Source organism: Thiomicrorhabdus arctica DSM 13458 (assembly GCF_000381085.1).
GTDB classification, from domain to species: Bacteria; Pseudomonadota; Gammaproteobacteria; order Thiomicrospirales; family Thiomicrospiraceae; genus Thiomicrorhabdus; species Thiomicrorhabdus arctica.
The window spans coordinates 1,735,783-1,757,722 of the sequence record NZ_KB905899.1 but is presented as its reverse complement, the minus strand read 5'-3'; the positions used below and the strand labels follow the sequence as shown (position 1 = coordinate 1,757,722).

Below are 21,940 nucleotides of genomic sequence, written 5' to 3'. Positions count from 1 at the left end.
TAGGGTGGGATATCCGCAATGAACTTAATAGATAAAAATAGAGAATACAACATGCCTTTTTTAACGATGATGACAATTTTATTGGTTTATCAGTTAGTGGGAGAGTTGATTGTACTCAGCCTTGATTTACCTGTGCCTGGACCTGTTGTAGGTATGTTATTACTCTTATTAAGTTTGATGATTAAAAACCCTTTTGCGGTTCAGTTAGAAGTTTCCACAGGATTTTTATTGTCTCATCTGTCTTTGCTCTTCATTCCTGCTGGCGTGGGTGTTATGGTGCATTTGGTTCGCTTGCAGCAAGAGTGGCTCGCCATCAGTATTGCCCTGATTGTCAGTACAGTTTTAGGGTTGCTGGTCACGGCTTGGAGCATGATGGCTATCTGTAAACTCCTTAACTGGAAAAAGGCCCAATCATGACTCATCAATCGGCTATTTGGGTCTATCTGTCGGCCAGTCCGTTATTCGGCTTAGCTTTAACGCTGATTTGTTATTTACTGGCTGTAAAAATTTATCATAAAGGTCATGGTAATCCGTTGCTCAATCCCGTTGCGCTCTCAGTTTTGATGATTGTCATGGTCTTGAGTCTGTTTGATATCTCATATCAATCCTATTTTTCAGGCGCACAGTTCATTCACTTCTTGCTGGGACCCGCGACGGTCGCTTTAGCCATCCCCTTGTATTTTCAGTTAGGTAAGTTGAAAAAAGTATGGATTCCATTGTCGTTTGCTTTAGTGTTAGGCATCAGCTTTTCCGGTTTCAGTGCCTACTATATTGCGCAGTTTTTAGGCGCGAGCGAGCAGACCATGTTATCGCTGATTCCCAAGTCAGTGACCGCACCTGTCGCGATGGGCATATCAGAAAAGAATGGTGGCTTACCGACGTTAACTGCGGTATTTGTGGTGATTACAGGTGTGATTGGAGCGGTGGTCGGTGGCTGGGTATTTAAAGTTTTTAGAATCGAAGATGACAGTGTTAAAGGCGTAGCAATGGGGGTGACTGCACATGGTTTGGGCACGGCAAGGTCGTTTCAGATCAGTCCGCAAATGGGGGCCTTTGCTGGACTGGCCATGGCCTTATCGGCCTCCGTCTCGGCATTGATCTTACCGTTGGTTTTGTCACTTATTCAGAAGACTTAATCATCAGGTGAGTCTGATTTACAACCCATTTGCTTTTGGTAGCCACCTTTACCGACACTCAATTGAACTTTATCCACTACAGCATGAGCGTTACGTTTTGAATGACATTAAAAATTTGTACTATCCTTTTTGGCAAAGGGAGTTGACTCATAATGTGGGACGCCACTATTGGCTTTTTTTCTGGCATAAAGCCAAGCACCTGCTGTTAACAATAAGTAAATTCCTCCAATAAAGAGCAGCTGTTGAGGCTGGTTTTGGAACTCATAATAAAAAATCAGTAGGGTTCCTGCCAAAAGTCCAATAATAGAGAAAAGAGTAATCATCAAAGATGAGTGGGTTAGATGCCGGATTCTAAAGTTGGCGTAAGCCATCAATAACGAGACGAGTAGAAAAGTCACACTGCCAAATTCAAGGATGACCTGCAGGCTACCCGATAACACCAGTAAGAAGGCCATAAGAGACATGCTGATAATCGCCAAGATAGGGATGTGATTAATGCGTTTAGCAAGTGCTTTCGGGAAGTAGCCATCTTTGGCAATGACGGCCATTTGCCTCGATGCACCAAAGAGTGTCCCACTTATGGCACTGCTGGTAGCCAGTAGGGCACCTGCAATAACAAGATCTGTCCCCCAATGGCCTAATATTCGATCGGCACCAGAGGCTAAGGCATACTCTTTGTTTTGGATGATTTCATCAAAAGGAATGGAGAGTATCGCACCAATTGAGATGACCACATAGATCAAAATTGCCAAAAATATTGCAGAGTAGATGGCTCTCGGGATGTTTTTGTCGGGATCTTTCATTTCATTGACAGCATTGATGACCAGCTGAAAGCCTTCATAAGCCACAAAGGTAAGAGAGGCCACAATCAATATAGATAACACGCTGACATTCCCTTCATTCTGTATCAACACTGGCAGGGTTGTCTGGGTATGATTAATCAAGATAAATGAAATGACCACCAGTATGACCAGTTTGGTATAAACCATAATGTCTTCGATTTTTCCCATGCCTTTGACACTCCAAAGATTAATCAGAGTGAAGACCATAATCACCGCGCCAGCGACCAACTTGCGGATCCATTCATTATCTGCAAACGAAAAGCTGCTGATGGCGTAAGATGCAAAGGTATAGGCATAGAGCGAGAGTGTGCTGATATAACCAAATATAACAAACCAACCGATGAGCGAAGCTGAAAAAGGTGAGTTAAAAAAAGTCTTTTTAAAGAATGAATAGGTTGCGCCTTCATCCTTGTAGTACACCCCCAGTTTGATATATGAATAGGCCGCCATGGTGGCAATCACACCGCCAATAATGATTGCTAAAGGGGTAAAAGCACCAATCATGGAGACTGAAATTCCCAGAATGGTAAAGATGCCGCCGCCCACCATGCCTCCAAGGGCAATCGCAATTAATTCAGGAACACCCAACGCCTTATTACGTTTTCTGTGAATAGTGTTGTTTTGGTTATTTTGAAATATCATCTGCTGCTCTTGGGTTGAATAGTCTTTTGAGGGGATGACGATTTGCCAATTTTGTTGAAGAGTGTTAAAAGTACGATTGATTTTACAACGAAGTACGTAATTTGCATAGTAAGTTAGGCGAACTTCGGTGGAGTTAGATCTAACCTCATGACGGTTGTTTATCTAAGAGTAACTTTAGATAAAAATTTCATAAGTTATTGTCAAACTTCATTTTTTTTCAGTAATATAAAATAACAGTCATGAAAGACTAGATAAGTCAGTAATGATTCAAGGAGCAAGTTGTGTGGAGTGATACATTTGAACAAGATGGATTTAAGGCATTCAGTAAACACGCCAAAATAGTGGGCATTGTTTTAATGTTATTAGGCGCAGTAGGCATCATTTTCCCTCAGGTGATGTCTGTGGTGGTGGTAATGCTAGTTGCATGGCTTATGTTGTTAGCGGGTTTGGTGTCTGGCTTTTTTACCTGGAAACTCAATCCCCGCAGTTGGCTAGGATGGTTAAAAAGTGCTGTTTTATTTTTTATGGGGGCGTTTTTAATTTTTTATCCGTTGCCAGGGGTGGCTACGTTAGGCCTTATTTTTGCCATTTACTTTTTTGTGGATGGATTCAGTGGACTTTCATTAGCTTTCAACCTTCGGCCCCATAGAGGTTGGCAGGTTTGGTTAGCCAATGGCGTTCTATCGCTGGCTTTGGGGATTATTTTTCTTTGGCAATGGCCATTCAATGCAGGTTGGCTAGTAGGATTGTTTATTGGCATAAGTTTACTCTTTGATGGCCTCTCGTTCTTTTTAATGGGTCGAGTGTTAAACAAGGTAGAGCGTTAAAATCATGAATGATTGAGCATCAATCAGACATAAATTGACCAGGCCTGGTCAATTTAGAAAACTCATGTTGGAAAAGGAGAAAGCGCATGCGTATTGTATCTTTAGTCAATGGCTCACTGCTTTCAGAAGCGGCGAGTTTATATGCGATTACGTATGCAAAATCTGTGCAGTTACCACTTACGCTCTTGTTCATTGACAATGGCCTTGAATCGATAGAACATTTTCGTTTATCAGAACTCTCTTTAAAAGAGCTTGCAAAAGCTCAAGACGTTGACATTGAAGTCATCATCTTGGCGGGAGATATCCTCGACACCTTGCATCATTTTGCGCAACTGTATGCGATAGACACTTTATTCTGCGCGACACGCAAACAGTCCTCAAGCCATTCATTTAGCGATAAAATTGTAGCGGCGAGACTCGAAATGGACATTGCCGTGGTCAAGGTCAAAAATGTCTCGCATGTACGCTCCTATCATCGGGTATTGTTTGCCGCAGGCAGTTCAATCAATGTTCATGCTTACATGCTCTGGCTAGGGTTGCTTAAAGACAATGAAGCGTTGGGTAAACTGTATCTGCAAAACAATCGGTCAGCCTTTAAGACCACCACAACATCGGGGTTGAAATATGAAGCCGAACCGTTTGTACAAATGGCCAAGATGTTGCACAAATCGGTCGAGGTCGTCAATACCTTACAGCCGGTCAATCCCGAAGCGATGAATAATTATCTGATTGCCAATAATTTAGACTTGGTGATCTATGATGCCCATGCGTATTCAAAGCGGATATTAAATCAAGTCAGTGATGAATCCTCCATCAACAGCATTTTATATTATTCCTGGAAAGTTTGAATAGGCCACTTAAGATGTTATTTCAACAGCCCATTGAGCAGGTATTAAAATCACTGCACAGTAGTGAATCTGGACTATCACAGCAAGAAGTCGTGCATCGTTTAGAGGCCTTTGGTCTTAATCAGCTGAAACAAAAAGCCAAAAAAGATTATCGAATTGAGTATTTGAAAGAGTACATCTCCTTTTTCCCTATCTTGTTAGAAGTCGCCGCGGTATTAGCCCTCATTGCAGATTATTTCCAGCCGGGAGAAGGGAACGATATTTTAGCCTACGCCGTTTTTGGTGCCGTTGTCTTGAATGCCAGTTTTACTTTTTGGCAGAAGTTTAAAGCCGATAAAGCAATGGAAGCGCTGCTGAAATTGGTGAAGTCGGAAGCTAAAGTGATTCGCCAAGGTATCTTATGTACAGTGGATGCCACGCAGATTGTGCCAGGGGATATTTTACAACTAGAGGAGGGTGATAAGATTGCTGCGGATGCAATTTTGCTCAGTGCAAATGATCTTTACCTGAATTTATCAGTATTAAATGGTGAATCAAGCCCCGCTTCTCGTCAGTTATTGGCAGGCGATGCGAAAAGAGAGTTGGATGCCAAAAATATGGTTTTTGCCGGCTCGGTCATCACTAACGGCAATGGGTTAGCGGTTGTCACCACTACAGGTGATACGACTGAATTTGGTAAGATTGCAAGTATGACCTCTGAAGTCATTACTCTAGAAACACCTATTGAAAAAGAGATAAAGCACATGACAACTGTGTTGACCTTGTTAGCGTTAGCCGCGGGTCTGGTATTTTTTTTCTTAGGGTGGTTTTCAGACAGAGGTTTGCTCGTATCCGCTATATTTGCCTTATCTCTGATTGTCGCCAATGTCCCCGAAGGACTTTTGCCGACCATTACCTTATCCTTATCTTTGGCATCACAACGCATGGCAAAACGACAGGCGCTCATTAAAAACTTAAATTCAGTACAGACATTGGGTTCAGCAACGGTCATTTGTACTGATAAAACCGGTACTCTCACGCAAAATGAGATCACCGCCCACTTTATTTATTTAGCCGATGGCAGTCAAGTAGAGCTTACGGGTAATGGCTATTTTGAACCAGGTGAATGTCAATTTAAAACCCCATCAAGCAAGCAAGGTATTGAGAACTTACAGCAGTTACTGACCGTCGCAGCAGTGAATACCCATGCAACGGTGAATCATGCAGAACACCTTGTTATGGGTGATCCAACTGAAGCGGCTTTAGTGGTGGCCGCGCAAAAGTGTAAAAGTGAACCTTTAGTCGAGTGGCAAAAGGTCAAAGAGTATGCGTTTTCTAGTGAGCGCAAAATGATGTCGAGTTTGGTCACGCAAGGTGAGAAAACGCAGTTATTTGTGAAAGGTGCAGTGGAATCCGTTTTACCTTTATGTACTTTAATACAAGTAGCGTCAAAGCAGACATTAACACGAGAGCATAAATCACAAATAGAACAACAAAACCTCCAGCTGGCTAAACAGGCTTACCGCGTGTTGGCCATTGCTATGAAATCCGGCGATGGAGAAGACAATCTCGTCTTTTTAGGATTGGTGGGCATGATCGATCCGCCGAGAAAGGATGTCAAACAAGCGATTTCAGAATGCTATTCAGCGCACATAAAAGTCATGATGATTACGGGGGATAACCCGATAACAGCCAAAGCCATTGCAGAAAAAATCGGATTAAAAGTAGATGAAGTGCTTACCGGGCATGAACTCGATGGTTTTTCCAATACCGATTTGCAGGCTAAGTTAAGCAGCAAGCATCTCCTCTTTGCTAGAATGGCTTCGGCACAAAAGCTGCGTATCGCGCAATTATTGCAGGCCAATGGAGAAGTGGTCGCCATGACGGGGGATGGTGTCAATGATGCTCCTGCATTAAAACAGGCCAACATTGGTATTGCGATGGGCTCAGGGACGGATGTTGCCAAAGAAGCCGCCGACATGATTTTACTGGACGATAACTTTAAGTCAATTGTGGCTGCCGTTGAAGAGGGACGGACAGTCTATTTTAATATCAAGAAGCTTACTACCTATATTCTGAGTTCTAATGTCCCTGAAATAGTGCCTTATGTTTTGCAGTTCTTTTTAAAAATTCCAATGCCACTATCGGTCATACAGATTCTTTTAATTGATTTGGGGACGGATCAACTTCCAGGTTTGGGGTTAGGGGCGGAAAAGCCCGAAAAACATATTATGCGACGTCCTCCTGTTGGTCAAAATGAAAAAATTCTCGATTGGGAAGTCTTTAAGCGTGGCTATTTTATGATAGGTTTAATTGAAGGCATAGCCGCTATGTTCGCTTTTTTAGGCTTCTTATTTCTCAATGGTTGGCAATATGGAGATTTGAGCATTAATGACGAATTTCATCGCCAAGCCATGACGATGACTCTATTGGGCGCAATCACTTGTCAGATGGTAAACGTTTTTACTTTGCGTTCATGGGAGGACTCTTTATGGCGGTTAACCCGAACCAATAAAATGATCTGGTTTGGTGTGATGATGGAGGTTGTTTTGATTTTAGCCATTTTATATATCCCTGCGGTACAGAGCATATTTAATACAGCCACTGTGCCCTTTGAAAATCTTTGGCTGTTAATACCTTTCCCTATTGTCTTGATTCTGTACCATGAGTGGTACAAAACACATCAGAAAGCAAAAGCGCATTGGCAATAAGGGGTTAACCTGACCTGGTTTTTTGCTTCAAATATGTTTAATATGCAAAAGAGGTCTTTAAAACGTCATCCTTTATACACGCTTTAAAGACGTTGAATCTTTTACAATAAAACTGAAATATCCACTGTCCTCCAGGAGAATCACCATGTTTATGCAATTTAAACGTTTTTCAATTTTGTTCAGTTTGGTTTTTTTAACCCTCATTTCATCCCTTACCTACGCATCAACACCTGAAATTTTGACGGTTCAACACAAGAATGACATTAAAGTCGTTTATGATATTAATCAAAATGATATGGAAGCCGGGATTGGTAAGGGGCTTTATTATGTTCGCGGGTTAATTGAAGCGTACAAAAACCAAAAAATTCCTTTAAAGCAAGTCCATATCAGTATTGTGCTTCATGGCGCGGCTGGATATTGGCTAGTAAATGATGAAACTTATCAAGCCGTTACCGGCAATCCTTTTGATGAGAATCCCAATAAAAAGGTCATTTCAGAGCTCTTAGGATATGGCGTAAGTGTTGAGATGTGTCATGTCACCATGAAAGCTCATCACTGGACTGCAAGCAATCTATTGCCCGGCGTTAAGATGGTCTTTGATGCTTATACGAGAATGATCGATCTGCAAATGCAGGGTTATAGTTATATTAAATTTTAAAATAGTTTTAAAGGTAGTGCCCTAACTGCTCCAAAGACTTGGCGGTGAGGAGTTGCATAAAATGGACAGAATGGATTGGGTTCGGAATAAACAACCAGGCCTGGTCGAATATAAATAAGTGCAACGAGGGAGCCTCATAGGGCATTTGAATGCATAAATAGAAGGTTCAAAATACCTTATACAAGATGAAAATCAACTCCTTTAAAGACTCTAAAAGGCGTTTTTCTCTGCTGCCATCTGTTGTTTCAACTGTTTAGCCGCCACCGCATAACCCCCATTGACACTGTCGACAAAGTGAATATGGTCCTGGCCTGTTTCCGTGATGAGACAGGTGATAATCGCAGAATGGGTTTGATGACAACCATAGAACAGCAATCCCTGATAATGGGCCTTGTCTAACCATGCTAACAACGCATCCAGCTGTGTTTGTTCAGCTGATAAAACGGTACGATAAGCATCATCCACTTTCTCAAAGTCACTGTTTTTAATAAGGTCCTTTTTGTAGTTCCCCCAGTTATAACCTTTATAGATTTTTGAGATCTTCATCCAATAAATACCAACGATGTTTTGTAAGCGAATGCGTAACAGTTCGAGCCGATTATGCCAAATCCCTTGTTGAAACGTTTTGCTCGCAGTTTCTATTTTTAACGAATCTCGATTGAAGCTCAAGGTCAGGGCTTCTTGGCTCAAAGGTGCACTGTCTTGTAACGAGCCAAGGTCATGGACAATTTGTTGGCTTAGTCGTTGGTATAACGCTAATGTCTTTTCAGTGTTCATCAACCGAGACTTTACAATCAAACTAAAGGTGACTTCTTTTGGACTCGGAATTTCATTCCATCGACACTCAAATCCAGAAAAATCCACCTTAACAGGTGTATCAATCGCTAATTCATACTGGTCATTGCATTTTATTTTGTCATCGGCTTCTTCCAGCCCGCCGCCCATAAAGAAAAATTGTTTTAAGTTTTCTGTTCGTTTAAATCGGCTGATAAACACGGGCTTGTCTAATTCATGGCAGGGAATGATGCCGACTCTTAATACGAGTTGTGCTGAATCAAGCGCCAGTTGTTGACACCCTCGTAAGGCTTGTTTAACCGGTTCGAGCAGTTCCGGAGGGACGCAAAAACTAGCTCCATCGCCACCAAATACGTAAGGAATGGCTCTAGGTTTAGTCGCGTTAACCACTGCGGCTATCGAACTTCCCCCAATGGAGTTGATGTCACGGTATTGGCCGGCATCAATTGCTTTAGTGGAATTTTGGATATCAGTAATCACGACAAACCAATTTTTTGGCAGAGGTAGATAAGCCGTCTGATGTAAGGCATTGGCAAACAGGTTTTGGTAGGGAATAGACTCTTCAAAATAGCTGTTTTGGGATGGCATACAGTCGATCACTCGTTAAATTTGAGTTCAAAATCAGTGATTTGCTCAGGATTAAGATAAGTGTTGTATTGTTTGTATATACCCTTCTCAAAGAAGAAGCGTAACAGGGTTTTATCAATTTCACCTTTATTCGCCATATCGCACAAAATGTCCACGACTTGGTTAATGGCCATCGGTGCTTTATAAGGACGTTCTTTAGATGAGAGCGCTTCATATAGGTCTGCCAACACCATGATTTGATCCTCAAGTGTTAACTCGTGAGCGGTTAAACCACGCGGATAACCTTGACCATTAAGTTTTTCATGATGGTTGGAAGCGATGTCGACAATTTGACCGTATTTTTCTGGAAAAGGTAGCGTTTGAAGCATCTCTAACGATAAGCGTGCATGGTTCATAATAATTTGGCGTTCGGTCTCGTTCAGTGTGCCGCGTTGAATACATAAATTAAGCACTTCATCACTTTCCAAGAGTGGTCTATTTTTACCCTTAAAAGGGTATTGGCGTTGGGCTATTTGGTGAATCCGCTCAGCAGATCCGGGCGCCAAAGATTCTCGACCACTGTTCATTTTGTGTAAAAACGCACCATCCTCCTCTAATAATTGCATCGCTGAATGATGTTTTTCTAACAAGTTGTCTAGAGTTAAGCCACGCGGTAGATATTGGCTCAACCCCTCAATTAAAATCGCTTGTTTGGCTAACTCAATTCTTAATGCCACTAGATGGATTCGGTCAATGTTCTTTTCTAACTTAGTCGCTTTATGCAAAATAAATTCAGGTGTGGATATTTTACCGATGTCATGTACCAAAGCAGCAATTTTGATACTGTGCAGGGTTTCATGGCTGTAATGGATGTCGGCATAAACCGTGTCATCTTGGTGAATGGCATGGGAAATCAATTCGGCCAGTTTTGCGACATGCCGAATATGAATGCCTGTAAAACTACATTTTTCGTCAAATGCGATGTTAATGGCGGTCGCAAAAGACTCAAATAAATCTTCCATCTGATGGACGAGTAAGGCATTGGAGAGTGAGAGGGTGGCTTGAGAAGCCAATGCCATCGTATTGGTTTGATCTTGCTCAGAAAAAGCGATGCTTTCTTGGTGTTCATTATGTTTGTTGATCAGTTGCAAGACCCCTAATAATTCATTATCTTTGGTGAGCAATGGGATCACTAACATCGATTTAGACTGATAACCCGTGCGCTTATCAAACGCTCGTGTGCCGCTAAAATCAAAATGCGTCTCACTGTATACATCGGTAATTTTCAGAGGACGTTTTTCTAACGCGCAAGTGGCCGCTACCATGCTGATATTAGGCACTTCGTCTTGATACAGTGACACGTTTGGCCAAGTAATCTCTTGTTGCGTACCGCCCATATGAATATTTAACGTATTGTTTCTGACAACCGTAAACTCAAGCTGCTGTTGAGTTTTGTTATAGCGGTAAAGTGTGCCGGCATCCGCTTGGGTAAACTTCATGGCTTCATCAATAATCATGTCTAACAAATGCTCTAGATTGTGTTCGCTTGAGAGAATTTGGGAAATGTTTAGTAACGCGGTTAATTGCTTTTGCTGACCTGCACAATAAATACTTGAGGGAATGCGAGTCACCACGGGTTTCTCTGAAAAGAGATCGATACTCTGACCGCTTTCTAAAAACCCTGAAATTTGATGCAAGCTTTCAGAGTTAAAGTTTTGGGCAATCTCTTGGGTGATTTCTGCTTCAAAATTAGGTTTTAAATGATAAAGATAGGTATGTATAGGCCTATGAATACCGCTCAGTTGCTCTTTTAAAAGTTTAGGTGTCAGGTGTTTGCTGAGTTTAGCCAACGCCTCCAATCGAGAAGGAAAAGAGCACTCAATGAAGAGACTCGTCACATCTGGATTTTGATGGATCACCTCATTAAGATGGTGAGTAAGGTAGGTGTCCGATGAGATGATACAGGCACTGTTGGCATGGCGAATGAGGTAACTACAGCAATCAACGGTATGATTTGAAGGAAATGGAGTAAATTGGAAAACACCTAACTCAAAGGGCGTGTCGAACGTTATAGGTATGAACTCTATGCTGTTTTTTTTAAAATTAGGGTGGATTATCTGGTGGAATGGTGGCCAGATTACACCATTGAATAGATGGTTTTCAAGGGCTTCAAGTGTACGTGGCAATCCATAAATCTTCAGGGGCGTTTGGCGTTTTTCATAGTATGTTTCTATGATAAAAGGCAGATCTCTGATATGGTCAAAATGCGAATGAGTAAGCAGGATATGCTCGATATAAACGACTTTTTCACCGAGTGAGGCCATCGCATCACCGGCATCAAGCAGAATATTTTCGCCCAGTTTAAAACAGGTGCAATGGTGTGCTTGTGCAGCACTGCCATGAGCGCCTAGAATTTCTATTCCTAGCATTTTGTTTCCTAACCAGTGCGTATACAAAGGCTCTTCTTAAGTCGATATTCGATCCGGCCATGTCATAGGACTTACCTATTCGAGAGGCGCAACCAAAATAATAAATAAGGTTTGCTATATTATACGTCTATTCGTGTTCTTTAATAGGTGATACCTAAAACGGTCTCAAACGATAGGGTTAATCAGGTTATCCATAATGATCATAATATCATTGCCTGCCTAAGAACCATTGACTATTATTGGCATCATTTGGGTGATAGGTTCTTAACATTGTTCTGAAATCCATTTGAGGCATGCCTATTAAGGATGCCATGATGGCAATAACTGACATAACTACAACTGTGATTAGATTTGTTGTCATTAGCCTTGCAACCTTCATGATAATTCTCCAAAGGTTCACGTCCTTATCAAATAAAACATGCTCACTTTTGTGGACTGTTTCTGTATACTCGAAAAAGGTTTTAAAAGTTAAGTCGAGGTGAATATGTCAACCGTAAAACATTTATTTGTAGTTGTTTCAGTTATATCGCTACTTTTTGTCTATCTGATTTCTTTGGTTTGGCCTGAAGCGTCATGGGCTTATATTTTTATAGTGCCACTTATCGCGCTCGGAATATACGACGTCACCCAAAAGCACCATACTCTCTTGCGTCTATACCCGGTGGTTGGGCATTTAAGATATGTGTTTGAATCCATTCGACCAGAGATTCAACAATATTTTGTGGAAGACAACCTTAATGGCACACCTGTAAACAGAGAGTTCCGTTCTTTGATTTATGAGCGCGCTAAAGGCGCGCGCGACACACGTCCTTTTGGTACTCAATTTGATGTTTACCGTGAAGGTTATGAGTGGGTTAACCATTCAATTGCACCTAAAAAAGTGATGAAAGAACCCTGTCGTATTACCTTTGGTGGGAAAGACTGCTCGCAACCTTATGATTCAGCCATCTTTAATATCTCAGCGATGAGTTTTGGCGCTTTAAGTAAGCATGCGATAATCGCGCTAAACAGAGGAGCACAGATCGGCGGATTTTCTCATAATACCGGGGAGGGTGGCTTATCACCTTACCATTTGCAAGAAAACGGCGACTTGGTTTGGCAAATTGGCACGGGGTATTTTTCGTGTCGAACCTCTGAGGGCGATTTTAATCCCGAGTTGTTTACAAAAAATGCATGTCACCCTAATGTAAAGATGATTGAAATCAAACTTTCTCAAGGTGCAAAACCAGGGCATGGTGGAATATTACCTGCTGCAAAAGTAACAGAAGAAATTGCTCAAATCCGCAATGTTAACATGGGTGAAGATGTTGTCTCTCCTCCTGCGCATACTGCATTTTCAACACCGATTGAGTTACTCCAATTTGTGCAACAACTGCGCACTTTATCAGGGGGTAAACCCGTTGGTTTTAAGTTAAGTGTTGGCAAGACTGAAGAGTTTTTTGCCATCTGCAAAGCGATGGTTGAAACTGGTATCAAACCTGATTTTATAACGGTGGATGGCGGAGAAGGTGGGACAGGTGCAGCCCCGATTGAATTTACCAATTCAATCGGCACTCCTTTAAGAGAAGCCGTCAATATCGTTTATTCTGCTTTGGTGGGTTTTGGCTTGAAAGAAGAGATTCGTTTAATCGCTTCGGGTAAGGCATTTTCAGCATTTCATATTTTTAGGTTGTTAGCGTTAGGCGCAGATACGATCAATTCGGCTCGAGGTATGATGTTCGCGTTAGGCTGTATTCAATCAAGAAGTTGTAATACTAATAAATGTCCTACGGGTATTGCGACGCAAGATCCAAGTCGTTATAAAGCTTTGAATATCGATATAAAGGGAAAACGCGTTGCCAGTTACCAAGAAAAGGTGGTGACAAACCTTAGGGAAATTACAGCCGCGGTAGGGCTTTCAAGTCCAAAAGAGATTCAGGCTAAGGATCTTAATCGAAGAGTTAGTGGGACAGAGATAAAAACCTATGAAGACATTTTTCCAAGCTTAGAGAAAGGCTGCTTACTGCACGAAGCGTCAGTGCCAGAAAGTTGGAAGAGAGTCTGGTCGCGCGCTCACGCCAGTGACTGGTAAACGAATGACATTCGAAAAATGAATAAAATAACCAGGCCTGGTTGTTTTATTCATCAGAGCTGTTTAGTTTGCTTAGCAAACTGCTCAAGCGAAATCTCAATATGTCCTGATTTATTACGGTTCGGACCTTTCATCACCTCTTGAGCGGCCCATGCGTGGCCATGCACCACTTCATAGGTAGCAGGGATTTTACCGTCTTTTCTTAAAGCGTCATAAGCCTCTAGCATAGCGTAAAACTTAGTTTTACCCATCAATCCTTGACTGCGGTTCTGATTGGCATTGGTGGCACCAATGGCTTTGAGGTCTTTCAATACACCCATCGGCTTGTCATAGGTGAGGGTGAACAGCTCCATATCCATCACAGGTTGGCCAAAACCTGCTCGAATCAGAGCATCACCAATATCGTGCATGTCAATAAAATGGTTCACATGCTCGTAATTGGCATCGGTGGCGCGCCAGGCTTGGCGCAGCTCTTTGAGTGTGTCTGGGCCAAAGGTGGTGAACATCAATAGTCCTTCAGGACGTAGTACTCGTCTTAATTCGGCAAATACTGCATCCAAATCATCACACCATTGCAACATTAAGTTGCTGACAATCAGATCGACACTGTGGTCAGCAAATGGTAGCTGATAGACATCGGCGTTGATGCGGGTCGCCGCCGTTTTATTAGCAACGCCTTTGGTTAAAGAACAGGCACTCAAAAACCGATTAATAAAAGAACCAAGAACCGGAAAACGAGGCGTTTGCAGGCGGGGTTGAGATTGCAATAACATGCTTTCTGATAAGTCGACCGCAAAACATTGAGCGACAGGATAGCGGGCAATGATTTTTTCAGTTAAGAGTCCTGTACCTGAACCAATATCTAAAACGGTTTGGACTTCAATGGTGGTGAGATCGAGGCGTTCATCGACTCGCTCGGCCACCGTTTTTTGTAGAATTGCGGCGGCTTCATAGCTTGGAGCAGCATGACTAAAATGGGCTTTAATGTGCTGGCGGTTAACACGGTTTAAGTGTAATGAAGACGTTTCATGCATGCAAAGATCGCTTTGTTTGTTAAGTCGCTAGGGAGTAAGCGATTATGTACTTTGCAAAAGGGGTGATTGATCTTGAAGAAAGACGATGATCTGTTCAGCCGTCTCACTTGGGTGCGATATGAAAGGCATATGCGCTGCCCCAGACAAGATTTCTACTTTAGCAATGGGCTGTATTGTACTGAATTCTGTCATAAAGTCCTGTATAAAATGCACCGGGATCAAAGGATCATTTTCACCAAGTAGCCAGAGAACCGGGCATTTAATATCTTGGGCACAGGGGCGACAATCGATGGATTTAAGCAGTTCTAAACCCTGTAAAAGGCCTTTTATCGAGGGAAGGCGACTGTCTTTTATTTTGCTCATAAACTCTTTGATGAGCTTGCGAGCGCCATCCGAACCTTGAATCTGTAATTTCCAGAAATGTTTTAAGGTCGCCGCGGTGTCTGTGCCGATGGCTTGGATAAAATCAGCAATTAAAGTCGGCGATACAGCCCACTTCCAATCATCGGCTTGGATAAAACGCGGTGTGCTGGCTAAACAAATTAGACTTTGGATGCGTTCGGGAGACTGCTTAGCAATTTTTTGTGCAAGCAGTCCGCCCAACGACCAGCCCAGTAGATGGGTTTTTTCAGGGAGCTCGGCGGTAATCGCGGCAATCCAATCCGCTTCGATATGTTTGGAATCGGGTAGGGCATCGCTATTACCAAAGCCAGGTAATTCGATTAAAGTGACCGTGAAAAATGGTGCCAATTCGGTTTCTGCCCAATTTTTCCAGTCGCTGTTTTGTGCCGCCCAGCCATGTAACAGTGTCAGGTTTGGACCTTGACCGAAGGTGTCTGTGTTTAGCATCGTTGTATCATCTTTCTTCTTTAGCTTAAGATTCTCTTAAGTTGTTCTGTATTGCTGTACATTAGCCTGTTAATTCTAACTGAGTTTGCTCTAAAGCTTTAAGCAAATCTTGAATCTGCGCTTTATTATGGCTCGCTGAGAGGGTGACTCTTAAACGGGCTTGTCCGGCCGGAACCGTGGGCGGGCGAATAGCGCTTACCCAAAAGCCTTTTTGTTTGAGTTTTTCACTCCACATCAAGGCTGTTTCACTGCTGCCCAACAGTATGGGTTGTATGGACGTGGGCGAATTCCATAAGGTGAGGCCAATAGCTTTGGCGCCCGTTCTGAATTGTTTAATGTGCTGTTTAAGCGTTTCACGTGAAGCGCCACCCTCCTCAGCGAAGCGTACCAGTTTTAAGGCTTCTCTAATCGCGAGTGCATTGAGTTGTGGCATGGCGGTCGTATAGATGTAAGGTCGTGCAAATTGAATAAGGCTTTCGATCAATATTGCACTGCCCGCGACAAATGCACCTGAGCAACCAAAGGCTTTGCCTAAGGTGCCGACTAGAATGGTATTTTGATCGGGTTCTAAACCGAAGTATTCAAAGCAGCCTTTGCCGTGTTCACCCAAACAACCAAAACCATGGGCATCATCCACTAATAACCAGGCCTGGTAAGTTTGTGCGAGCCTTTGAATATCTTGCAGTGGCGCTAAATCTCCATCCATACTGAAAACGCCATCGGTGACAATCATGACTTGACCACCTTGAGAGGAGGCTTGTTGCAAACGACGTTCTAAGGCGACCATATCTAAATGTGGATAGCGTTTCAAGGTGGCTTCAGATTGTAATGCACCATCTATCAAGGACGCATGATTTAACTTGTCCGCCAAGATTGTATCACCCGGTTGCATTAATACTTGTTGCACCGCGAGGTTAGCCATATAACCGGTAGAAAATAACAGGGCACGCTCGCAGCCTAACCAGTCGGCAAGTTCGTCTTCGGCAATATGGTGTTGCAGGTGATGCCCCGTCACCAAATGCGCGGCACCAGAACCATAACTGATCTCATCCGTTTGCAAGGCCTGACTTAAGGACTGTTTAATTTTTGGGTGATTGGCTAGACCCAAATAATCATTGGAGGAAAAATTAATGACCTGTAAGCCATTGATTTGCATGCGGACGGTTTGTGCAGAGGTGACCAAAGGTCGACTACGATAGAGGTGCTGTTGACGACGTTCGTTTAACAGTGGTTGGAAGCGGTCTTTTATGGACATGGAATTAAGTTACTCAGGTTAGTTGATTTACAGGACGTAAGTTGATTAACCCGAGTAAGATCTCTCTAAGCTGAGAGTTCGGTGATTTGCTCAGCCATCTTTTTTGCGGCGGCTTCGGCTTTGACATTGTGCTGCATGGTAATGCCTAATTTGGCAAACAGTTGAATGTCATGATCGGACTCTGGGTTTTCGGTGGTCAGTAACTTATCGCCGTAGAAAATCGAGTTAGCACCGGCTAAGAAACACAAAGACTGTGCTTCGTCAGTCAAGGTCATACGACCTGCTGATAGACGGACATACGTTTGTGGCATAACAATACGTGCCGCGGCAATCACCCGGATAAATTCGAAAGAGTCGGTTTTACCTTTCATATGCGCTAAAGGTGTACCTTCAATCGGCACCAGTAAGTTAATTGGGACAGAATTTGGATGAACATGCATGTTTGCGAAGGTGCGCAATAACTCGGCACGATCTTTTTGCTGCTCACCCATGCCGATAATGCCACCAGAACAGACTTTAATACCGGATTTTTGTACTTTATCAATGGTGTCTAAACGATCTTGAAAGCTACGGGTGGTAATGACTTGTGGGTAGAACGCTTCTGAAGTATCAAGGTTATGGTTGTAATAATCCAAGCCGACTTCTTTTAGTTGATTAGTCTGCTCGTCCGATAACATGCCTAACGTCAGGCAGGTTTCTAGACCGAGATCCTTAACGACACGCACCATCTCTAATACACGTGGGAAATCTTTTTTACCCGGGTTACGCCAAGCGGCACCCATACACAAACGAGTTGCGCCACGTTCTTTAGCCACCAACGCTTGCTCGATGACTTCTTGTACTTCCATCATCTTCTCTTTTTCTAGCCCGGTATGGTTACGCGCACTTTGTGAACAATAAGAACAATCTTCAGCACAACCACCCGATTTGATATTGACCAGTGTACTGGTTTGCACGGTATTCGGATTGAAATGCTGTCTATGCGCCAATTGTGCCTGAAACATAAGGTCGTTGAAAGGTTGGTCCAAAATGGCGCGAATCTCTGCAAGCGTCCAATCGTGTCTTACCTGGCCTACGTTTTCCATGTTCATATGCTGTTTATCCATTGTTCGGTGTACTATCGGTGATGATCTCAGTAAATGAATACTGACTGAATAAGGCGTATTATAACTGATATCTAAAGGATATCGATTAGATTCCCTTATGAGATGACTTGAGACACCTCCCCACAGTAAGGAGTCAGTATGCATAACTTAGAAAAATGGCTAATACCCCCACGTTGTGTCCTCACCGGAGAGGTTGGAGGTGAAACCGATTTGGCTGAAACGCTTATTCAAGCCCTTAAACAACCGATGCAAGTCTGCCCTGTCTGCTGCGAACCGAGTTTACAGTCCGATTTATGCGGCGCGTGTTTAACGAACCCGCCGGCTTTTTCTCGTACTCAAGTCGGTTTTTATTTTGCAGAGCCATTGGATAGGCTTATTTATGATTTTAAATACCATGGTAAAGCCAGTTATGCGCGGTTGTTTGCAGACCTGATGGTCGATCGATTAGAGTTAGACCAGGTTGAGGCATTAGTCGCGATTCCCACTCATCCATTAAGACGGCGAATCCGTGGGTATAATCAGGCGGAATTGTTAGCCGAAGCCCTGAGTAAACTACTGCAACGGCCAGTCATCAAGCAGGCGGTCATTCGCATAACAAATACGCCATCTCAAACACATTTGACCGCTCGTCAACGTAAAAACAACCTCAAAAATGCATTTCAAGTCAATCCAGAACGCTTAGAAGGTATGTCGCATATCGCATTAGTGGACGATGTGATTACCACGGGTGCCACCATGCAACAAGTGGCCAAATTAATTCATCAAAAGACAGCTATAAAAACCTGCCAGGCCTGGTCAGTCGCTAAAACGGAGTGAAAGGGTAAGTGCTTTCACATCATCATAGCCATACTGTTAAGCCTGATAAACACAACCAAAAGAAAATCTTGATTGCCGCACTGATTACAGCCAGTTATATGTTTGTGGAGATTGTGGGTCAACTCGATCGCACTGGTGGCCGATGGGGTGCACATGATGACCGATGCTTTGGCCTTAGGAATGGCCTGGTGGGGATTTTACTTGAGCCAAAAACCTGTGACTGAGCGGATGTCGTTTGGCTGTCACCGTTTTCAAATACTGACCGCGTTTGTCAATGGGTTTACACGGTTATTAATTGTCGATACTCAAGGCGGCCATTATTGGCGTTGGAGCTTATCGTCTCACGAAAGAATCAGGGCATATTTTATTGGAAGGTGTGCCTGCAGGATACGAAATTAAATACATTGCAGAAAATTTAGAAAAGCACTTCTATTTTCTGAGCGCAATTAACGAAGACCAAGTGATGATAACTTTGCACGCAAAAATTGATTTAGATCACGTGAATAATGTCACCTTGTCCGAGATTAAACAGTATTTATTAGACGTTCACAAAATACAGCATGTAACCTTGCGCTTGGAAAGTCAAATCGGAACGAATTCAATAAAAGAGATGTTGATTAAGGCGCAGTTGATGCTAAAAGAGGGGGCGGTTGTGGTGCTGATAGCGGGCAATTTTTGTTAGAGGGGCATTCTTATGAAAGCCCATTTAATGACGGGTTGTGGAAGCGAGTTATCTGATAACAGATCATTAGCAGATAACTCATCCGTATTACACTTTGAACTTTAAGACAATAGCCGACAATTGCGAAGCTTCTTGCTTTAATGTTTTTGCCGTTTCAGAGGTCACTTCGACGATAGTCGCATTTTCTTGGGTATCCTTATCAAGGCTATTTACGGCCAAATTGATCTGACTCACCCCTATCGCTTGTTCTTGGGCAGAACTATTCACATCTTGAATGGTTTGACTGACCAGATGAACGCCTTGGTTGATTTTCTGGAGTTCTTTGACCGATGATTGCATGAGCGTTTCACCATTAGTCACTTCTTGGTTGGTTTTATCAACCAAATCCTTAATTTCTTTAGCCGCGCCTGCAGATCGTCCTGCCAGGTTTCTAACCTCACTCGCTACCACGGCAAACCCTCGGCCATGTTCTCCTGCTCTTGCGGCTTCAACGGCGGCATTCAAGGCCAGTAGGTTTGTCTGAAAGGCAATGGAATCGATGAGTTCTACGATGCTGGCAATGTTATTGGACATCTGTTTAATTTTTTGCATCGCATGTTCAGTTTCATTTAAAACTTGTTCGCCTCGTTCTGCTTGTTTTTTTACTTCACTCGTCTTAATGTTGGCTTCATTAGTTAAGCTAGTAGCATGTTCCACAGTAGAGGTGATTTCTTCTAGAGCAGAAGCAGTCTCTTCTAGCGAGGCGGCTTGTTGCTGAACTCTTTCAGATAACGATTCGCTAGATGCACTTAAGTTTGATGCATTTTTATCGACCGTTTGCGAAACCTCCTGAATTTGTCTGATGACAGAAGACATTTGCTCTGAATTCACATTAATGGCATTTTTAAGAACATCATAAGAACCGTCATACTGGCCATTGATTCTAAAGGTTAAATCACCTTTTGCTTGAGTGGCCATAACGCTGTTAATCTCATCAAAGGTCGCAAGAATTTCAGAAATGGACAAGTTGACATCATCGATTAGTAACTTAATATCGCCTTTTGCAGTAGGGAGGTGAATTTGTTGAGTGAAGTCACCTTTCGCTAATCCAGCAATGCTTTTGGTGATTTCACTAAAGGACTGTTCAAGTGTCTCCATCGCCAAATCAACTTTACTTCTAAAGGACTCAGGCACTTCTTCACTTAAGCGGATCGCAAAATTACCGTCAGCGATCGCATTCATGACCTTATTTAATTCGGTCATCATCATGGAAACAGAGCCGGTGGCCGTATTGGTGCCAGACTGCAGTAGTAGTAAACTTCCCTTGGCATTCTCATCGGTTGATTGAGAAAAATCTCCTTGGCTAACCGCACCCAATACGCGGTTAATATCTTGGATGGACTCATCTAAACAGCTGAGTAGCTGATTATATGTTTTCGCAAGAACGGCAAGCTCATCAGAACCATTGATTGTGGCTCGTACGGAGAAGTCGCCATCGGTTTCGACGGCTTTCATGGCATCCGATAATGCCGCAACAGAATTTTGGATACTTCTGATGATTGAAATCATCATAATGAATACCAATATCAAACTGATCGCGATAATCGTTATGGTTATTAACACTGCATTATTAGCAGATTGATAAAGTGTGTCAGTGAGATTAACGCCTTGCGTTAATAGGTGTTTTTCTCCCTGATCGAGTAAATTCAGCGCATTATCCATTTGAGCTTGCCATTGGTCTGAGTCTACGGCTATTGCCGAACCATTCAGGTTGTCTAAAGCAAGTTGTTCGAATTTTTTGACCTCTTGAAAAGCATCATCGTTGAGCATTTGGTTAATGTATTTAACGTTTACTGGTGTCGTATTCATCATGAAGTTATTGAGATAGACATTTTTAGAAAACAGGGCTTTGTTAAATTTAAAGGCCAGTGTTTTGTTGAAAGAACCGCGCGTAAATACATTGTTTAGAACCGCTTTTTCGACACCGTTGAGAGTTTTAGCAGAAATGTAATAATATAAGCTGCTAAAGGTCGACGAGAGGGCGGGGCTAGAGGCGCCTTGACCATAAATGACTAACAAATCCAAAATAGTGATATTGAGTTCTGAAAAGAGTTTGCCCCCTTTTTTAGTCGATAGGTTATCAATTTTAGGTCGAATATCTTGCACTGCTGAATAGGCATTAACGATTTTATCTGTTTGAGCCTCAATCTTTGATGCTAACGTAGGCTCCATTTCACTGGACAGTCCACCCAATGAATCTAAGTATTTTTGCATTGTTATGTCAGTGACTTGTCGTTGAGCCTGTAATTCATTTACATTGGACTTACCTTTAGAACCCACATAACCAGCCGTATAGGTCCTTTCTAACTGCAAGTCATTGATTACATTAGTGAGTTCGATGCTGTTCGCAAAGAGGATCTGACTTTGGTGCACTTCTGACAATAGTTCAGATTGGTTTAAATAATCTTTGCCGGCAAAAAACAGACAAGTGATTAGAGGCACTATAGCAAGTAACAATAGTTTAGATTTAATGGTCAGCTTGTTTAACATTGATGTACACCTGTATTTATGGGAGCCGTTCTGAGTTGATTTTGCGTATCGACTGCTGTCAGGCATGTTTGAAACCTAAGCATGAATAATACCAAAGAATGAATATAGTGGCAGAGTGAAAGCTATTTTTCGCTATTCATATTATTAAGTCTAACTAAAGTTTT

General features: G+C 42.6%; 19 protein-coding genes. 11 read left to right on the top strand and 8 right to left on the bottom strand.

Annotation, left to right across the window (positions count from 1 at the left end; all coding sequences use genetic code 11):
• The first annotated feature begins 18 nt into the window (after nt 1-18).
• Both F612_RS0108185 and F612_RS0108180 read left to right on the top strand, forming a co-directional pair.
• Nucleotides 19-417, top strand: coding sequence for a CidA/LrgA family protein (locus F612_RS0108185; protein WP_245539515.1), 399 nt, complete (start codon nt 19-21; stop codon nt 415-417).
• The gene (locus F612_RS0108180; protein ID WP_019557280.1) at nt 414-1,136 is read left to right on the top strand and encodes an LrgB family protein; all 723 of its coding nucleotides are present in this window, start codon (nt 414-416) and stop codon (nt 1,134-1,136) included. Before F612_RS0108185 ends, F612_RS0108180 begins: the two co-directional genes overlap by 4 nt.
• 107 nt (nt 1,137-1,243) lie before the next feature.
• Here the strand turns inward: F612_RS0108180 and F612_RS0108175 are convergent, their stop codons facing one another.
• Nucleotides 1,244-2,620: an APC family permease gene (locus tag F612_RS0108175; RefSeq protein WP_019557279.1), complete on the bottom strand. Its 1,377-nt coding sequence runs from the start codon at nt 2,618-2,620 to the stop codon at nt 1,244-1,246.
• 281 nt (nt 2,621-2,901) lie between these two features.
• Here F612_RS0108175 and F612_RS0108170 point away from each other — a divergent pair, with 281 nt between their 5' ends.
• The 4 genes from F612_RS0108170 to F612_RS0108155 all read left to right on the top strand — a co-directional run bounded on the left by F612_RS0108170 (nt 2,902) and on the right by F612_RS0108155 (nt 7,643).
• Nucleotides 2,902-3,447 carry an HdeD family acid-resistance protein gene (locus F612_RS0108170; protein ID WP_019557278.1) on the top strand — a complete coding sequence of 182 codons (546 nt, stop codon included), beginning with the start codon at nt 2,902-2,904 and terminating at the stop codon, nt 3,445-3,447.
• An 86-nt stretch (nt 3,448-3,533) separates the two neighbouring features.
• A complete protein-coding gene (locus F612_RS0108165; protein WP_019557277.1) occupies nt 3,534-4,295 on the top strand; it encodes a hypothetical protein in 762 nt (253 codons plus the stop codon).
• A gap of 14 nt (nt 4,296-4,309) precedes the next feature.
• Nucleotides 4,310-6,985: a cation-translocating P-type ATPase gene (locus F612_RS0108160; RefSeq protein ID WP_019557276.1), complete on the top strand. Its 2,676-nt coding sequence runs from the start codon at nt 4,310-4,312 to the stop codon at nt 6,983-6,985.
• A gap of 145 nt (nt 6,986-7,130) precedes the next feature.
• Entirely contained in the window at nt 7,131-7,643 is a 513-nt protein-coding gene (locus F612_RS0108155; RefSeq protein ID WP_019557275.1) for a DsrE family protein, read from the top strand.
• Nucleotides 7,644-7,853: 210 nt separating this feature from the next.
• On the opposite strand, the gene F612_RS0108150 is transcribed toward F612_RS0108155, so the two are convergent.
• A complete protein-coding gene (locus F612_RS0108150; RefSeq protein ID WP_019557274.1) occupies nt 7,854-9,026 on the bottom strand; it encodes a DUF3095 family protein in 1,173 nt (390 codons plus the stop codon).
• 8 nt (nt 9,027-9,034) lie between these two features.
• Nucleotides 9,035-11,434, bottom strand: a complete 2,400-nt coding sequence (locus tag F612_RS0108145; protein ID WP_019557273.1) for an HD domain-containing phosphohydrolase — start codon at nt 11,432-11,434, stop codon at nt 9,035-9,037.
• Nucleotides 11,435-11,912: 478 nt separating this feature from the next.
• Here F612_RS0108145 and F612_RS0108135 point away from each other — a divergent pair, with 478 nt between their 5' ends.
• Complete coding sequence (locus F612_RS0108135) at nt 11,913-13,505, top strand: FMN-binding glutamate synthase family protein (protein ID WP_211209476.1); 1,593 nt, start codon at nt 11,913-11,915, stop codon at nt 13,503-13,505.
• Nucleotides 13,506-13,558: 53 nt separating this feature from the next.
• Here F612_RS0108135 and bioC read toward each other — a convergent pair whose 3' ends face one another.
• The 4 genes from bioC to bioB form a co-directional block, all read right to left on the bottom strand.
• Nucleotides 13,559-14,539, bottom strand: a complete 981-nt coding sequence (gene bioC / locus F612_RS0108130) for a malonyl-ACP O-methyltransferase BioC (RefSeq protein ID WP_019557270.1) — start codon at nt 14,537-14,539, stop codon at nt 13,559-13,561.
• A 42-nt stretch (nt 14,540-14,581) separates the two neighbouring features.
• Entirely contained in the window at nt 14,582-15,388 is an 807-nt protein-coding gene (locus F612_RS0108125) for an alpha/beta fold hydrolase (RefSeq protein WP_019557269.1), read from the bottom strand.
• Between the two features lie 61 nt (nt 15,389-15,449).
• Entirely contained in the window at nt 15,450-16,643 is a 1,194-nt protein-coding gene (gene bioF, locus F612_RS0108120; protein WP_019557268.1) for an 8-amino-7-oxononanoate synthase, read from the bottom strand.
• Between the two features lie 65 nt (nt 16,644-16,708).
• A complete protein-coding gene (gene bioB / locus F612_RS0108115; RefSeq protein WP_033394625.1) occupies nt 16,709-17,728 on the bottom strand; it encodes a biotin synthase BioB in 1,020 nt (339 codons plus the stop codon).
• A gap of 159 nt (nt 17,729-17,887) precedes the next feature.
• Between bioB and F612_RS0108110 the strand changes: the two genes are divergently transcribed.
• From F612_RS0108110 to F612_RS13255, 4 genes are read left to right on the top strand one after another with little or no spacing between them, the layout of a single operon-like run.
• Nucleotides 17,888-18,565 carry a ComF family protein gene (locus F612_RS0108110; RefSeq protein ID WP_019557266.1) on the top strand — a complete coding sequence of 226 codons (678 nt, stop codon included), beginning with the start codon at nt 17,888-17,890 and terminating at the stop codon, nt 18,563-18,565.
• 8 nt (nt 18,566-18,573) lie between these two features.
• On the top strand, nt 18,574-18,789 hold the full coding sequence (locus F612_RS13345; protein WP_019557265.1) for a hypothetical protein: 216 nt from the start codon (nt 18,574-18,576) through the stop codon (nt 18,787-18,789).
• Complete coding sequence (locus tag F612_RS13410; protein ID WP_083917318.1) at nt 18,719-18,964, top strand: cation transporter; 246 nt, start codon at nt 18,719-18,721, stop codon at nt 18,962-18,964. Before F612_RS13345 ends, F612_RS13410 begins: the two co-directional genes overlap by 71 nt.
• Entirely contained in the window at nt 18,861-19,247 is a 387-nt protein-coding gene (locus F612_RS13255) for a cation diffusion facilitator family transporter (RefSeq protein WP_019557264.1), read from the top strand. The genes F612_RS13410 and F612_RS13255 overlap by 104 nt, the downstream gene beginning before the upstream one ends.
• Before the next feature lie 87 nt (nt 19,248-19,334).
• Here F612_RS13255 and F612_RS12985 read toward each other — a convergent pair whose 3' ends face one another.
• Nucleotides 19,335-21,776 carry a methyl-accepting chemotaxis protein gene (locus tag F612_RS12985; protein ID WP_019557263.1) on the bottom strand — a complete coding sequence of 814 codons (2,442 nt, stop codon included), beginning with the start codon at nt 21,774-21,776 and terminating at the stop codon, nt 19,335-19,337.
• Nucleotides 21,777-21,940 lie beyond the last annotated feature (164 nt).